Source organism: Paenibacillus solani (genome assembly GCF_001277345.1).
GTDB lineage: Bacteria > Bacillota > Bacilli > Paenibacillales > Paenibacillaceae > Paenibacillus_AQ > Paenibacillus_AQ solani.
In genome coordinates this window covers 815,157-830,443 of sequence record NZ_LIUT01000001.1, presented here as the reverse complement: position 1 = coordinate 830,443, position 15,287 = coordinate 815,157, and the positions used below count along the sequence as shown (strand labels likewise).

General features: G+C 47.5%; 13 protein-coding genes. 5 read left to right on the top strand and 8 right to left on the bottom strand.

The features are described 5' to 3' along the window. Positions 1-4: 4 nt before the first annotated feature. Together spoVAC and AM231_RS28955 are read right to left on the bottom strand one after the other, a co-directional pair. Complete coding sequence (gene spoVAC / locus AM231_RS03620; protein ID WP_054401376.1) at positions 5-493, bottom strand: stage V sporulation protein AC; 489 nt, start codon at positions 491-493, stop codon at positions 5-7. Between the two features lie 238 nt (positions 494-731). After that, entirely contained in the window at positions 732-899 is a 168-nt protein-coding gene (locus tag AM231_RS28955) for a hypothetical protein (RefSeq protein ID WP_165593369.1), read from the bottom strand. A 144-nt stretch (positions 900-1,043) separates the two neighbouring features. Between AM231_RS28955 and AM231_RS03615 the strand changes: the two genes are divergently transcribed. Beyond that, the gene (locus tag AM231_RS03615; protein ID WP_054401375.1) at positions 1,044-2,117 is read left to right on the top strand and encodes a M42 family metallopeptidase; all 1,074 of its coding nucleotides are present in this window, start codon (positions 1,044-1,046) and stop codon (positions 2,115-2,117) included. Positions 2,118-2,252: 135 nt separating this feature from the next. On the opposite strand, the gene AM231_RS03610 is transcribed toward AM231_RS03615, so the two are convergent. After that, a complete protein-coding gene (locus tag AM231_RS03610; RefSeq protein WP_054401374.1) occupies positions 2,253-3,215 on the bottom strand; it encodes an acetylxylan esterase in 963 nt (320 codons plus the stop codon). Between the two features lie 292 nt (positions 3,216-3,507). On the opposite strand from AM231_RS03610, the gene AM231_RS03605 reads away from it, so the two are divergent. Both AM231_RS03605 and AM231_RS03600 read left to right on the top strand, forming a co-directional pair. Continuing rightward, positions 3,508-4,344 (top strand): sugar phosphate isomerase/epimerase family protein, encoded by an 837-nt coding sequence (locus AM231_RS03605; protein ID WP_054401373.1) that lies wholly within the window; start codon positions 3,508-3,510, stop codon positions 4,342-4,344. Positions 4,345-4,431: 87 nt separating this feature from the next. Further along, on the top strand, positions 4,432-4,707 hold the full coding sequence (locus AM231_RS03600; protein ID WP_054401372.1) for a hypothetical protein: 276 nt from the start codon (positions 4,432-4,434) through the stop codon (positions 4,705-4,707). Positions 4,708-4,978: 271 nt separating this feature from the next. Here the strand turns inward: AM231_RS03600 and sigK are convergent, their stop codons facing one another. Next, positions 4,979-5,680, bottom strand: a complete 702-nt coding sequence (gene sigK / locus AM231_RS03595) for an RNA polymerase sporulation sigma factor SigK (RefSeq protein ID WP_053489208.1) — start codon at positions 5,678-5,680, stop codon at positions 4,979-4,981. A gap of 414 nt (positions 5,681-6,094) precedes the next feature. Here sigK and AM231_RS03590 point away from each other — a divergent pair, with 414 nt between their 5' ends. Beyond that, on the top strand, positions 6,095-7,669 hold the full coding sequence (locus tag AM231_RS03590) for an FAD-dependent oxidoreductase (protein ID WP_054401371.1): 1,575 nt from the start codon (positions 6,095-6,097) through the stop codon (positions 7,667-7,669). 70 nt (positions 7,670-7,739) lie between these two features. On the opposite strand, the gene AM231_RS03585 is transcribed toward AM231_RS03590, so the two are convergent. Continuing rightward, positions 7,740-8,444 carry a 4'-phosphopantetheinyl transferase family protein gene (locus AM231_RS03585; protein ID WP_054401370.1) on the bottom strand — a complete coding sequence of 235 codons (705 nt, stop codon included), beginning with the start codon at positions 8,442-8,444 and terminating at the stop codon, positions 7,740-7,742. A 185-nt stretch (positions 8,445-8,629) separates the two neighbouring features. Here AM231_RS03585 and AM231_RS03580 point away from each other — a divergent pair, with 185 nt between their 5' ends. Further along, the gene (locus AM231_RS03580) at positions 8,630-9,394 is read left to right on the top strand and encodes an aminoglycoside adenylyltransferase domain-containing protein (protein WP_054401369.1); all 765 of its coding nucleotides are present in this window, start codon (positions 8,630-8,632) and stop codon (positions 9,392-9,394) included. Positions 9,395-9,503: 109 nt separating this feature from the next. Here AM231_RS03580 and AM231_RS28950 read toward each other — a convergent pair whose 3' ends face one another. From AM231_RS28950 to AM231_RS03570, 3 genes are all read right to left on the bottom strand, one after another. Next, a complete protein-coding gene (locus AM231_RS28950) occupies positions 9,504-9,677 on the bottom strand; it encodes a hypothetical protein (RefSeq protein ID WP_165593368.1) in 174 nt (57 codons plus the stop codon). Positions 9,678-9,916: 239 nt separating this feature from the next. Continuing rightward, entirely contained in the window at positions 9,917-10,186 is a 270-nt protein-coding gene (locus AM231_RS03575) for a hypothetical protein (protein WP_054401368.1), read from the bottom strand. Positions 10,187-10,506: 320 nt separating this feature from the next. After that, positions 10,507-15,195 carry an S-layer homology domain-containing protein gene (locus tag AM231_RS03570; protein ID WP_054401367.1) on the bottom strand — a complete coding sequence of 1,563 codons (4,689 nt, stop codon included), beginning with the start codon at positions 15,193-15,195 and terminating at the stop codon, positions 10,507-10,509. Positions 15,196-15,287 lie beyond the last annotated feature (92 nt).

Genomic DNA, 15,287 nt, shown 5'->3' with positions numbered 1-15,287 from the left:
CATGTTATCTCCCCTCGATGCCAAAGATAGCGTAAATGATACCTATGATAAAAGCAGCCACGGTACCAAAGACAATGACAGAGCCCGCCAGCTTAAACATGCTGGCCCCCACGCCAAGGACCAAACCCTCTGCACGATGCTCTAACGCCGCGGAACACATGGAATTCGCAAATCCCGTGACCGGCACGGCACTGCCTGCTCCAGCCCATTGCGCGATTTTATCATACACGCCAAAACTGGTCAGAATAACGGAGAGTATAATCAGCACGGCTACCGTCGGATTGCTTGCTTCGGTTGTACTCATATGGAATACAGACATGAAAAACTTCTGTATGCATTGACCGATCAAACAAATAAGACCTCCCACCAAAAAAGCGCGAAAACAATTTTTAAATATGGCGCGGGGAGGTTCGTGTTTCTTGGCAATCGCCTGATATTCCGCCGAACTCATGGTGGTGATATCGGATTTAGGCTTTTGATTTGAGCCAGACATTTTAATGCACCTCCGCTTTGAATAAGTATGTGATCTTTCTGATCGCTAAAAGAGCTGCTGTGGATATCACTGATATCATTATGCTTTGGTTGAACTTACTTTATGATTGGAAAATCATCCTTCTCACGTGGAATCTGGAGCTTGTCTTGGCAACGTTCGTGATGCTTAACACGAAAATCAGCCTTCAGGAGTATCCTGAAAGCTGAAATAAGATTCGCTGCCATTATTGCTTGGACAGTTAGGCTAAGAGAATGTACTTCAGCAAAATGACGAGTAAAATAAACAAGACGATGATGAGCAGAAGTACTCTTAGTTCGGAACGTGCCTCATATTCATTAATCCATTGGCGGTTCATATTCTGTTCTGCCCCTCCTCTGAACTGCAGGTTCACCCGCTCTTCCATCATCGTATTCTGCTATGGAAAGACCGGTGCTTGTTTCATTGCTTATCACAGCACAGGACTCAGGCTTTGTAGACTTTTTAGATATATAGGGGCATACTAGAACATGAAAAACTCTTACATACCTTTTCAAAAAGGAGCGACTTCACAATGAATGAATCAACACTTGAACTTTTTCGTACGCTAACAGAATTCCCTGCTGCACCTGGCTTTGAAAGAGAACTTCGTTCTTGGGTCAAGGATGCCCTCTCTCCATATACAGATGAGTTCGTGCAGGATCGGCTGGGCAGCCTGTTCGCTGTTCTCCGCGGTAATGATGAAGGTCCAAAAGTCATGGTGGCAGGTCACATGGATGAAGTCGGATTCATGGTAACCGGCATTACCGAGGCAGGTATGGTCCGTTTTCAGCCGCTTGGAGGCTGGTGGAGTCAGGCTGTGCTTGCTCAGCGCCTGCAAATCATCACAGACAATGGCCCGATTACTGGTGTTGTCGGCTCCATTCCTACGCATCTGCTGGATGAAGCGCAGCGAAGCAAACCGGTCGACATCAAAACGATGTATATTGATATTGGGGCCGACAACAAGGCAGAAGCCGAATCATTTGGCATTCGGCCAGGACTGCAAGTGGTTCCGATTTGTGAATTCACTCCATTGGCTAATCCCAAAAAAATCATGGCCAAAGCGTGGGACAACCGTTATGGTGTAGGCCTTGCAATCGAGCTGGTTCAGGCGCTCCATGGTGAGAAGCTCCCTAACACGGTATACGCCGGGGCGACCGTGCAAGAAGAATTGGGCCTTCGGGGAGCACGCACTTCTGCTAATCTGATTCAGCCGGATATTTTCTTCGGACTGGATGCCAGCGCGGCGAATGATATGATGGGTGACAAGAGCCAATTCGGTCAATTAGGTCAGGGCGCGCTGCTTCGAATTTTAGATCCGACGATGCTTACTCACCGCGGCATGGTGGAGTACATTCAGGATACGGCTGAGACGAACAAGATAAAATACCAATACTTTGTCTCACCTGGCGGCACGGATGCGGGTCAAGTTCATCTTAGCGGCATTGGCGTTCCTTCCACCATCATTGGCATTTGCTCACGTTACATCCATACTTCTTCATCCATTATCCACACGGATGATTATGATGCAGCCAAAGAACTTCTGATCAAGCTCGTCAAAGGTCTGGATCGCACAACACTCCAAACGATATTGGACCGGGCTTAAGTTAATGGCTAATGAAAAGGGTACCCTGCTGGTCTAATGATGACCGCAGGATACCCTTTTTGCGTGTTATTCCCTTATGTATGTCCACGTATTTGAGACAGTTCACAATGACATATGGGAGATTCCCCCCATTTATTAAACCTTGTTTAAAATTCGCTCCAGAAACAACATCCCCTCCCGCTTCTGATACTCATTGACTTCATGTCCGGAGAAAGGATAGTCCCTTATTTCTTTTTCAGCTTCTATTCGATTGTAAGCAGCATATATGGTTTCGGGCATGCAAACCGTATCCTTCCATCCGACGGATACCATGACCGGCACTTGAATTCGCGGCGCAAGATTTAACATATCAAAATATGCGAGGTGCTCGAGGATTTGATCCAATTGCTCGGGATACCGCTTAATATACTGGGCGATCTCGTTCAGAGAGCTAACCGAATGCAGAACCCCATAATCCATTCTGCACATATTGGGAATATCCGCCACTATAGCTGCAACTTTGGAATTCAAAGCCCCTGTCATCAGTGCCAATCCCCCGCCCTGACTCCCGCCCACTACGGCGATTTTACTCGGGTCAACTCCCGGTTGCTGCGCGGCAACGTCGATTGCTCTGGCTGCGTCCATAGAAATTGCCATATAGTACGTACGATGGATATCTGTTATTCCCTGCGACACCCAGCCTTTAACTACACCGCTGTCCAGCGGCATCAGATTTCCGGTTTCCCCGCCCTGTCCCCTGACATCCACCGCAAACACCGAGTAACCCATCATCAGCCAATGAGCATATCGTTCCGGAAATCCGCGGTCCCCAGTATAACCCGGGAAGGTTACGATACAGGGAGAGGGGTTATCTTGCGACTGATCCGTTCGCGTAATATACCATGCATGTATGGGGGTTTCGTCATAACCATGGTAGGAAACTTTGGATACTTTCATATGAGGAAAGGGAGATTCCTCTGATTGAGTCATCATGTGAAGCGGCTTGTCGGCATATGCCGTCAGCACTTCCTCCCAGAATCGATTTAAAACCTGCAAATCGATCGTTGGTTTCGGACGCAAGTTGCCAAGTTCTTTCTTACGCTGCTTAATGGTGTTCATCCTGAGTTTAAATCTCCTTTTCGCCAGTAGAGTGGAAGTTCCTGTAACATGGTTAATTCGGCAAAACATTTGTATCCCCTTCGTACCGATAAGAATTCATCTCGATTTATTATGAAAACTAACGAATCAGCCTTGCAGTAACTTGCCTGAAACTATTATAAAATTTATGATAAACGATCATAGATTTATAGAGTCGAACATATCATAATAGAAACTATGGAATACTAGTGGACTCATATAAACGGAGCAACCGAAACAAAACGACATCTTACAGCGAATGGAGACGATGAATATGTTGCAAGGATTAACAAGCGCAGGACTCGGCCAACTTGAAAGCGGTGTCCAGTTGATCGAACTAGCGTCCAAATATGAGTTTCAATGTGTGGATATCGATGCCCGTGATCTGGTGGAGCGCCTCGGGAGAGAAACTGCAATCGAATTGCTGCAAACCAGAAAAATAGAGATTGGTGCTATCGGGCTACCAGTAGAATGGCGAGGGTCCAACGAACAGTTCTTAAGCGGACTTGAGCAACTTCCATCAGCTGCTGCTGCTGCAAGTGCTCTCGGCTGCTCTCGTTGCTGTACATATATTCTTCCTTCTACAGATGCTCCTTCGGCTCATTTCATGGCGCTGGCTACGACAAGACTTCGGGCATGCGCTAGCATTCTGGGGGCATATGGCATTCGATTGGGCCTTGAGTTCGTAGGTCCACATCATCTGCGCACCCAATGGAAAAACCCGTTCATTTGGACAGTACAAGAGACTTTGGATTGGATTGATGCGATCGGAGAACCTAACGTGGGACTACTGTACGATGCATATCACTGGTACACCAATGAAATGACTGTTGCCGATATAAAGCAGCTTCAGGCACAGCAGATCGTTCATGTTCATATTAACGATGCCAAGGACATTCCAATCCAGAACGTCCTCGATAACGACAGGCTCTATCCAGGAGAGGGCATTATCGATTTGCCAGGGTTCCTTCAAGCATTGAACGAGATCGGATACGCAGGTCCAGTTACGCAAGAAATTCTGATGCCTTACACTCCGACGGGAACCCCAGAGGAACTGGTCGCCAAGTCTCGCCAAGCCTTCAACAACGTATTCGGTGCTGCAGGACTGTAATCCGTCGTTTAACGGATACGCAGAATGATTCCTCTTGAGCAGGGCATACTGAAAAGGAAATGAACAACCTGCTCGGGAGGTTTCAATATGCACGGATTTGAAAAGGAAAATCGATCAGAATACACGGACCTGTCAACTGTTGAGTCCCAGCGGAATGATCTGACCGCCGAGGAGTTCCCTGAAGGCTCATACGGATCCAGCCTGCAGACCGAAAAACTTGGTAAAAGCACCCCTTGGAGAGAGGATCAAAGACCGCCCAACTCCTTCGATTACGAAAATAGAGAGCTGCACAAAGAGATGACGAGGGATTATCCATCCGAGGACCAGATCTTGCAAACAGAGCTGGATGAGAATGAATCCTGACTACTCTGATGTTGCTTCATATCCCTTCTTTATCCGTACAAAAGGAAAAGGAGCGGGCAGCTTGATAGTTTATAGCAACCCGCACCGTGCTGAAATGACCAACAACAAAACGGAAGCGAGCCTCATTCGTAGAAGAGGCTCGCTTCCGTTTGTTAAAATGCGCTGACCGGGATCTGAAATGAGGGCAGCTCATCATTTTGTGAAGTTCAAATACAGGAGCTGCAAGCCATCTTGAATGATCCGTTCATGATGAAATTTCATCACAGTTCCTTCAACGTTTCTGCTTATAAAACTCGTGATACAGCTTCATCAGCGCCCGTTTCTCAATCCGCGACACATAGCTGCGCGAAATGCCGAGCTCCTTGGCAATCTCCCGCTGCGTCCGTTCCTCACCGCCAGCTTCAAGTCCAAATCTTCCAATGACAACTTCCTTCTCTCTGTCATCCAAAATATCCAGATTGCGATAGATTTTGCTTTTCTCAATCTTCAATTGCACCGCATCCACGATATCATCCGCTTCACTTCCGAGAATATCTATAAGAGTAATTTCATTGCCCTCTTTGTCCGTTCCTATCGGATCATGCAGTGATACGTCTTTTCGAGTCTTCTTCAAGGAACGAAGATGCATCAGTATCTCGTTCTCTATACAGCGAGCTGCAAATGTTGCGAGCTTCGTCCCTTTGTTCGGACGGAAGCTTTCAATCGCTTTAATCAATCCAATCGTCCCGATAGAGATCAGATCTTCAAGGTCTTCACCGGTATTATCGAACTTTTTGACAATGTGCGCAACCAGCCGGAGATTATGCTCAATGAGTTTATTGCGTGATTGAGCATCGCCTTCGGCCATACGCAGCAGATGTTTAGCTTCCTCCTCTTCGGTCAGAGGTTGTGGAAACGCATTGTTTTTCACATACGAAATGAGCAGGGTCAACTCTTTAATGAACAAAGCTATAGCGGTAAACAATCCAGGCACTTTAGGACACCTCCTGCGAAGTTACAATGCAACCGGCCCTTATCGCGCTCGGCTTCTCGGTCTTCTCATTGTATGTAGGCAGGGGCCCAGAAGTGCCTGTACGGGTAAAAGTGGTCTACAAATTAAGAGAAATCGAGTTGTTGTTCTCCCAAATAAAAATTAGCAAGTTCTACTGCTTCGCCCTATCTTCCTTACACAGCATTTTTTGCGACAGAAATCATCTTCCGAAGCCGGCCTTCGCACTTTATCGCAGCGAAAATAACGCAGGTGAAGGTAAATCGGCATCAGATTACCAAAAAAGGTCACCTGTGTCCCGTACTTTTCCTGCAGGAGAGAATCTACAATTAGAATAGTCACTTGTTGTGCTGATCTTGTTAATCATATACGAAACCATCCCAAAAGGAGAATCTGTCAATGATACGAGAAATGCAGGCCGATATCGTCATTCTGGGCGGCGGGACAGGAGGAACAGCCGCTGCGCTTGCTGCCGCCAAATCGGGAAAGACGGTCATTATGACCGAGGAAACCATCTGGATCGGGGGACAGTTAACCAGTCAAGCGGTTCCGCCCGACGAGCATCCATGGATTGAATCCTTTGGCTGCACTCGCAGCTATAGGCAGTTCCGCGAAGGCGTCCGTCAGTATTATCGCGACTTTTTCCCCATGACTCCCAAGGCCAGAGCCAATATGCAATTGAACCCTGGCAGCGGTATCGTCAGCCGGCTGTGCCATGAGCCTCGCACGGCTCTTGCCGTGCTGCATCAAATGCTGGCTCCATATATACACAGCGGACGGCTTAAAATCCTGTATCAATATGCCGTGGAGTCTGCTGATGTTTCAGGGGATCGCGTGAACAGCGTGACCGTGCGCCATCTGGAAACGCAGGATCAGATTGCACTTCACGCCCCGTACTTCGTGGATGCCACTGAGCTCGGCGATTTGCTACCGCTGGCTGGTATTGAGTATGTTACCGGCGCGGAATCGAAATCCCAGACAGGGGAACCGCATGCTGTTGAGGGTGATTCACTGCCGCAGGACATGCAGGGCATTACTTATTGTTTTGCCGTGGATTATCTGGAGGGAGAGGACCACACGATCGAAAAACCAGCTCTTTACGATTTTTGGCGAGAGTATAAGCCCGAATTCTGGCCGGATAAGCTGCTGAGCCTCTCCGCCATCAAACCGTCTACAAATGAGCCAATCGAGTATGAGATTTTCCCGGGACATGGGAAGTTCCCGCTCTATCAATATCGACAAATCCTTGACCCGAAGCATTTCGCTGAGGGGACTTTCGAAAGCTCGGTGTCGCTTGTGAACTGGCCGCAAAACGACTACTGGCTGGGCTCCATTATCGATATTCCGAAGGAAGAGGCTGACCATCATCTCTATGAAGCCAAGCAGCTCAGCTTCTCCCTGCTGTATTGGCTTCAGACCGAGGCGCCACGACCGGACGGCGGACAGGGATATCCCGGGCTGCGCCTTCGTCCCGATGTGGTCGGAACAGAAGACGGGATGGCTATGTATCCATACATCCGTGAATCCAGAAGAATTCAGGCCGAGTTTACAGTGCTGGAACAGCATGTGGCAACCGAATCACGGCCTGATGGCGTAGCAGAAACGTTCCACGATTCTGTTGGCATCGGCTGCTACCGGATCGATCTGCATCCGAGTACGGGCGAGCGACCTTATATTGACATCTCGTCTCTGCCGTTTCAAATCCCACTGGGCAGCTTAATTCCGAAACGGATGAAAAATGTGCTGGCAGCCAGCAAAAATATCGGCGTCACCCATATTACCAATGGCTGTTACCGGCTGCATCCCGTCGAATGGAATATTGGCGAGGCTGCCGGATATTGTGTCAGCTACTGTCTGGACCATGACATTCTGCCGACAGATGTGCGGAACAATGAAGATAGATTAACCAGCTTCCAGCAAAAGCTTGTGAACGAAGGAATTGAGCTTGCATGGCCCGAACTTCGGCCTGTCTGATACGTCACTGCTATACAAACCAAAAAAACCAGCTCAAGGTTATCGCTTGTGCTGGTTTTTCCTGTCCCGCTCATAATTCCTCAGCGGTTACGAATTGAATGTTCATCGGGAAATGAGGACTAATTCCGCACACTGACAGCTTGTAGCCTTCTTCTAATACATATTGTTTAAAATAGTGCGGCTCTCCGTTCTCGCCGATAACTGGCGCCCATTCCCCGTCTTGCTGCACCAGCACAAATGAATCCAACGGCAAAGAGAGGCCTTTGCCTACGGCCTTGATATAGCTTTCCTTTAACGTCCATAGATCATAGAATAGCGATAGCTGAGCAGATATGCAGCAGCAGGCCATCAGTGCATTGTATTCGGTTGGATGAAAAAAACGCTTGGCAATGTCCATATTGACCGTTCCTATTTTCTCCACATCAATCCCAACTGGCTTGTTGCCGACAGCCCCTACGATCCAGTCGCCAGAATGAGAGACGTTAAAATGCAAATGGTCATAATTCTTCAAATACGGCTTGCCATAAGCATTTTTTATGATTTCGATGTCAGTCTTTTCCCGTCCCAGTCGATCCTGAATCATCCGCTTAACCAAGGCATCGCCAAGGACGGAACGTTGATAATCGCTCGCCCTTCTGAATTTGGATACATACGCCTGTCGGTCAGGCGATAAGGTACGGAACAAGAGACGGAATGTCTCATCAGATATAGAGGCCGAATTCTTGATAACATATATTTCGATAGCGTTTGTTTGATCAATATGAACAGTATCCATACACTCGTCCTTTCAACAAATCATAGTCCCTATTCACTTCGTGACGTACGTTCAATTCCCCTGCATGCTTGAAAAGCATGACGCCATTCCAACTATTTTTCGCCCGCGTACGCCGATCATTGACAAGGTCAGAAGGCTCCAAACATAATAAATAAAACAAATGAATAGCTGAAGGTGGAAATCAAATGGACACACAAATGGTTTTAGACCAAACGGTCGAATTGTTCAAAGAGGAGCTTCACGACAATCTGATTGGCATATACTTACATGGTTCATTAGCGATGGGCTGCTTTCACCCGGAGGGTAGCGACATAGACCTGATCATAGTTGCTGCGGAGAAGTTATCCCATGATCACATGAGACGACTTGTTGAGAAAATTATGGCCTTAGAAGATACGATGGCCAATCGGCAAGGTTTGGAGCTCAGTCTTGTTCTGGAATCCAGCCTGAAGGAACTCGTCTATCCGCCACTATTCGAACTCCACTACTCTGCTTTTCATCGTGAGAGGTACCTGACCGATGACCATTACATATGCGGAGGGTTTGCAGACGCCGACCTGGTGGCTCATTACACTGTGATCTATCATCGGGGCATTGTCTTGTACGGCAAACCAATTCGAGAGGTCTTTATGCCCGTTGACCGGCAACATTATGTGCAAGCCATCCTAAATGACGTTGAACATGCGGTACAAGACATCGCCGGATCCCCAACCTACTATACGCTGAACCTCTGCAGGGTGCTGTATTATCTGAAGGAGAATGTTGTTTCCTCCAAAAAAGAAGGCGGCGAATGGGGACTTTGTGTTCTTCCGTCCGAGTACCATTCGATCATTGAGCGCGCCTTGGACGCATATCGCCAAGGGGATCAGTCCCACGTGGATTCCGTACCCGATGAACTCATTCCGTTTGCAAAATATATGTTGGAGGAGATCCACAGAGTTCTGGATTAGACAGCGATCGAAACCATTTTGTCCCCCTCTTAAACTGGACATAGTAGTTGGTAATTGTTGTCCTGGATCATCATTGTCAAAGAAAAAAAGACCGCCTATTAGGCGGTCTTTAACCACTGCTCACAAATTGGATTATACCAATGAGAGTGAATAGAAGAAATATAACAAGTATAATGATGAATACTGTTCGAAGTAACTTGGAGCCCTTTGAGCTTACCTCAAGCTGCTGCTCCACCGCATTCAACCGATCCTTAAGCTCTTGGATTTCGTTCTCTTGTTTCATTCCAGCCTCCTTAAAAAGTTCTTCAACTCTATATATCCATTTAATAAACACGGACTATATCCTCATTTCCATGCTGCAAAATTGATGCAAGAGTTCACCAAGGGAAATATTTCAAGATAAAGCCTTTATATTATCTCATTTCGACATAAAGGGGGAATTTTCCTTCAGTCCACCTATAATCCACCTCATGACTAACGATACGCAGGTTTAATTTTATAACCATAGTTTACACTTATCATTTATGATTCTTGTCTTCTTCCTGAGAAGGGCACTGCCAATTGCAATTTAATCAGCGCTTCTTCAAGAATTTCTAACGGGTCATCAGCTTTCTCAACCCTCTCACAAATTCCGATGGCTTCTTCTACCGCTTTATCAAGTTCATCGGCCCGTTTTTTCTCTTTGGCTGCTTGTTGAAGCCAGTATTTTAATACATCGAGCTCTGCCAGACTCTGTCCTTCTTTACCTAACCTTTTACAATACTCCATATCTTCATCCCAGTTTCTGCTCATTCTTCTGCCTCCTGGATTTTAGTTATTTATATATTACCTCAATTCAACGAAACTTCCATTTAGTTCCTGCGTATTCCTTATATAGAGCTAAGTCGTGATTAGATCAGAATCAAGAAAATCATCTGAAATGAGGTTCATACCATGAAAAAGATGAATTGGCCTGGAAGAACAAAGTTGGAGCGCCTCGGGATGACTGCAAATTTCATCTTCGATGTTATTCTCTATATCCCACGTTTAATTATAAAGCTGTTTTAAGAGCAATCCTCTCACTTTATATATACACCAAGACCCGTTCGACATCGTCGAACGGGTCAGCTTGTTTAACGGTTTATGAACCCTGCCATCATCAGCATTCTGGTTAATACCACCGCTCCTTCGGCCCGGGTGGATCGAGCATCCGGAACGAACCGATCAGCTGAGCGTCCCTCCATCAACCCAGATTTAACTATAGCCGACACGGCCTCTTCAGACCAGGAGGCTATGCGGTCACGATCCTTGAACCCTTCCAATATGGAGTCCGAATCTCCTGTCCCCAGATCCGTGCCAGCCAGTTTCATTGCTCTTAACAACAAGACACTCATCTGCTCGCGGGTAATCTGCTCGTTCGGACGGAACGAACCATCACTAAAGCCTTCAATCAGTTTATTCTCCACAGCTGTGGCGACAGCGGCTGCATACCAGTCGTTTGTCTTCACATCCCTGAAGCTCGAATCGGCTCCCTGATCGTTCAGCCCGAGTGCACGGACGAGCATCGCCGTAAACTGTGCTCGTGTAATCGGCTCGTTCGGACCAAAGCGCGTGTCGCTGAGCCCCTCAATTACTTTTTTCGAAGCCAGCAGCGTTACGTCCTTGTAGGCCCAATGGCCGTTTAAATCCGTAAAAGTCTTCTCATGGGAGACAACGGAATAAATTCCGCTTTCACTCCATTTGAACTCCACCTGCGATTTACCGTTTGACGTTCGTATCAGAGTTGGTACGAAGGCCAGCTGTCCGGATGCTGAGTCCATACGCAGTACTGTTGTCTGGGCTGGATTGACGACATCTGATAGAAGTTTGGTGAACTTCGCGTAGCCCCCCTTAAATGCTGGCAATGGCGATAATTTATCACCCTGCTTCCATGCTAAAGCTATAGTAAGTGAAACATCCAGTTTAGAAGCCCCTTCCTCCAAGGCTGCGTTCACCCGATCCTCTTCTTCTTTCGAAGCGAGACTGAGGCGAATCTGCAGATGATCCGCTGTGTTCTGCTTTTTCATAGCTTCGGTCAGCGAATTAAGCGGAATCTCCACCTGACCAAGGGCCGTTTTCAACAGGATGGTACCCATCGATAGGTCCTTTATTGCAGCACGTAGTCCTTGAACAGGGAGTTGCAGAACAACGGAATCCGATGCATCGGTCACCGAATATGTGAGTACTCGTGAAGATGCAGGCAGCTTGCTAAGACGTTCGATCTCATTCAGCATGTGCTTCTCGTTCGCATCCGCTACGATGACGGTTCCTCCATCCGGTGCAGTTTCTTTCTTGATGCTCAGAGACTCGGATGGTGAAGGTTCTGGTACTTTGGGTGGCGACGTTGGTGTGCCTCCTCCGGATGAGCCAGAAGAACCCGATGAACCGGAATCGCCGGGCGACCCGGGTTGACTAGGCTCTGTGCCGCCGTCATCCGTAGAAGTGCGAATCACCTCAAATGATTTGCTGTTGGTTTTGAAATCATCGACGAACACATCCACGGTGACCGCATTCACGCCGGTTTGAAGAGGAACATGGGCTGTGAATTCACCGCTGGAGGACACGTCAGCATCCTGCCCATTCACCTTGACGGTTGCTTTGCCGGGTCCGAGAACTTCCACCAGCCCTTTGAGGGCAAGCTGGCTATCGCGTGTCTCCCGGCCCTCGTCATCCATAAGCCCGCTCAATACGGCTGAACGCACCTGATCTCCTGTATTGTAAGCATTGGCAACGAGCTGACGCAGCGTTCTTGTGCCTGAAGGGTCCAAGGTGGAAATAACGAAACCTCCGGAAGGAATGATGCTGTTATTCTCTTCAGGCGCCCCCCAGCTCCAGTTAATGGCTTGTTTTCGATTAACTATGCGGGTTACATGACCTGTGTTATCCACAACCACTTCAACCCCGAAACGGTTCGTTCCTGTAGAATACCCGAAAGCTTCCGTCATCACATTGACGTTGCCCTCTATCCGGTTGATATTGTAAAAATCCCCCTCAAAGAACGTGTCCGGATTACCTGGCAAGCTCATGCCGAGCTGGTAGTCCTTCACCCATTCTTTATCTTGGAGAGCCGCAGCCGCGATCGGCCAATTGACCTGGGATGCATCAAATAGCATCAGTCCGTTGGTAGACCTCAACCCTGCCTGAAACACCTCACGTTGTACGGCGGGCGCCTGCACGTTGTTCATTGCTATACCTGCATAGAGAGGGATTTCTCCATTCGTTACAATATTGCCGAGTGTGATGTATTTTTGGATTTCCTGACTCGTCGTTTGATAAGCTCCAATCATGAGAAAATCCAGATACTCGATATACCCGGTATCATAATATTCCGGCGTATACACGGATTCGTCCGGCATGCCAAGTGCGGGATTGAACCGGAAGTTCTTGCTGCCCCAGTTTACACCGTTCAAATAATACGTCTCATACCAGGATCCCACATAGGAGGATACCTCAATCTTTCTCCCTGTAGATACTTCGTAGGAATCCACCATTGCCTTCACTTCACCGAAGAAGCTCTGAATCGTACCTGAGCGGAATTCCCACCAATCCTGAATCAGCGGACCATACTGCCTTACATTATTTTCATAGTAAAAAATATCGTTTGGCCAATTAACAAGCTGCTTGCCGCGCGCCTGCAGAAATTGCTCGAACTTAAGTCGAGTTTCTTCACTGAAATCGGCTCCTTCGTTATCATAGCGGCTCCGGTCATGGATAACACCGTCCACATTGTAGTTCTTGATGATCTCTTCAAATGTTCGAAGCTGATAGTTCCGTACCTCGTCATTCGCAGGGTTGACAAAGGCAACCAAACCTTGCTTGTTGCTCTCACGCAGACGCTTGATCTCTCCGTTGTTCTCTGCGAAGTAAACACGTTCTTCCCAATCCAGATGATCATTAAGAACCGCATACTCGTTATGAGCGATTGACCCTTCGGCAAATACATTGATCGCTGCATGAATTTCTAATCCCAGAGCATGGCCATGATCAATGAACTCCTGCAGCAGATCCAGATCCGGGCTTGCTCCTGCTTTTTCGGGTGCCTTGATCTCGCTGACGTAAGGTCTGTTTGTCAAATCGTTCTTCTTGTACGATACATAACCCTCAACGCCTTTCACGTCGAAAGCGATGGAAGTAACACCTGAATCCTTAGCCTTTTGCAAAAAAGCTTGAACCTGTTCACTCGTCTTGAACTTTCTTGCATTGGACGCCTGATCCACCCAGAGAATGACTTCTTTGTCCGGTGAGAAATCTGGTCTTGCAAAGATGGCAAGATGCCGAACATCCTGTTCCATATCATTTTTTAACACTTTGACTTCGATATAATTGGTGCCTTTCGTTAATGTATAGTTATGAGTAAAACTTCCATCCGGTTCAAAAGAAATCTGCTGATCGTTCACAAGCAGTTTGATCGCGGAAATATCGTCGATATTGTCGATGCGTCCCTTAATCAAAGTACTTCCTTCCGTTACGGTATACATCGCCTGATTTTCAAGCGTGAGCCGTGCAATGAGACCATTGCCGCTCATGATGTCGCGTACCTGCACCACTTCCCCGTTTTTCCTTAGCTTGATCATATCACCGACCTTAAAGTTTTCAGCCAAATAACGCTTTATATTATTGCCCGCGTAGCTGCTGTCCTGCGCCATCAGCACATAACCGCCCTCAGGTATTTCAAGCTCAGTCGGCCCCGTCCAAACGGGTGGCTTGCCATTAATTGAAGGATTAATAACTTGCAATACGCGGTTATTAACGTCCACCTGTACAGCAACATTGGTTTGAGGGATCGTAATGGAACTGCCATAATCCCTTGTAAAAATCGCCACGATATTTGGAACCCCGGTTACATCCTTGTCAACATAGTCGATTTTTTTGCGCGGACCTTGAATGCCGATTGTGATGTCCTTGGGAGCCGCTTCCACCTCAATATAATCCTCACTCTCGAGTGGTTCGTAAAGAATATTCAAAGTACGAACTGCCAGCTCATTGTCCCCTTGATACAGTTTTACGGTCACTGAATTAGGCCCTGGATCCAAATAAACATTCACTCGAAACACACCATCTACTGTAAGGGCAGTCTTCTCTCCATTGACCGTTACACTTAATTCTTGGTTTTCCGCATAATTGGCCACAAAGCCGGCAATCTCCATGACCGGGATATCCACGGTTTCATTCTCGGATGTAATCATATGAAGTTCCGGAGGCAGGGGATCTGGGCCTGGACCAGGACCAGGCTGCTCAGGCAAAAAGTCATCTGCCTTTACTTCCCCGCCGGCCCTCATTAGCTTCACCGCACTTCCGGGTTGATTATGATTAAAAAGTGGCTTTTGATATGCGGATTGATCCCATGGAGTGCTGCCGCCTGCCAATACAATATAGCCTCCGGCAGGAATCGGCAGCAAAATGCCAGGATTCCAGACTGTCGGTGGATCAGCATCTGGTCCAACCCTCTCCAATACTTGACCGTTTGCATCCACGACCACCGCGACATGGAGTGTGGGAACCCACACTTCATTACTGTACACGGATCCCGTAACCGTTGCACCGCTTGTGTACAGCGCGAGATAATCGTCCCGGCCTTCAAGCGGGACACCGGCCACGTTAATATCTGTGAACTCCAGGCTTGCTCCATCTGAAGAAACCAGTGTTACTGGCTCTGGACCAGCGCTTTGAACCGGAAAAATCTCGTTGTCCGCGTACACAGCAGAACCAATGGGAACTAGGAGCGAAATGACCAGCGACAAACTAAGAAGCAGAGCGATCCGCCTTTGAAACAAACGATACATCAATGATTACCACCTTTCTCTTCTCAGATTTAGTGTTTTTACTTTCCCAGAAATTCAGCCAACACCCTCTCTTTATGTAAGTTTGAAAAAAG

Excerpts from the sequence above, each read along its gene's own strand:
- AM231_RS03600 (WP_054401372.1), top strand. The coding sequence starts at position 4,432 with ATGCACGGATTTGAAAAGGAAAATCGATCAGAATACACGGACCTGTCA.
- AM231_RS28950 (WP_165593368.1), bottom strand. The coding sequence starts at position 9,677 with ATGAAACAAGAGAACGAAATCCAAGAGCTTAAGGATCGGTTGAATGCG.
- AM231_RS03615 (WP_054401375.1), top strand. The coding sequence starts at position 1,044 with ATGAATGAATCAACACTTGAACTTTTTCGTACGCTAACAGAATTCCCT.
- AM231_RS28955 (WP_165593369.1), bottom strand. The coding sequence starts at position 899 with ATGATGGAAGAGCGGGTGAACCTGCAGTTCAGAGGAGGGGCAGAACAG.
- AM231_RS03580 (WP_054401369.1), top strand. The coding sequence starts at position 8,630 with ATGGACACACAAATGGTTTTAGACCAAACGGTCGAATTGTTCAAAGAG.
- AM231_RS03605 (WP_054401373.1), top strand. The coding sequence starts at position 3,508 with ATGTTGCAAGGATTAACAAGCGCAGGACTCGGCCAACTTGAAAGCGGT.
- AM231_RS03590 (WP_054401371.1), top strand. The coding sequence starts at position 6,095 with ATGATACGAGAAATGCAGGCCGATATCGTCATTCTGGGCGGCGGGACA.
- AM231_RS03575 (WP_054401368.1), bottom strand. The coding sequence starts at position 10,186 with ATGAGCAGAAACTGGGATGAAGATATGGAGTATTGTAAAAGGTTAGGT.
- AM231_RS03570 (WP_054401367.1), bottom strand. The coding sequence starts at position 15,195 with ATGTATCGTTTGTTTCAAAGGCGGATCGCTCTGCTTCTTAGTTTGTCG.
- AM231_RS03610 (WP_054401374.1), bottom strand. The coding sequence starts at position 3,215 with ATGAACACCATTAAGCAGCGTAAGAAAGAACTTGGCAACTTGCGTCCG.
- spoVAC (WP_054401376.1), bottom strand. The coding sequence starts at position 493 with ATGTCTGGCTCAAATCAAAAGCCTAAATCCGATATCACCACCATGAGT.
- AM231_RS03585 (WP_054401370.1), bottom strand. The coding sequence starts at position 8,444 with ATGGATACTGTTCATATTGATCAAACAAACGCTATCGAAATATATGTT.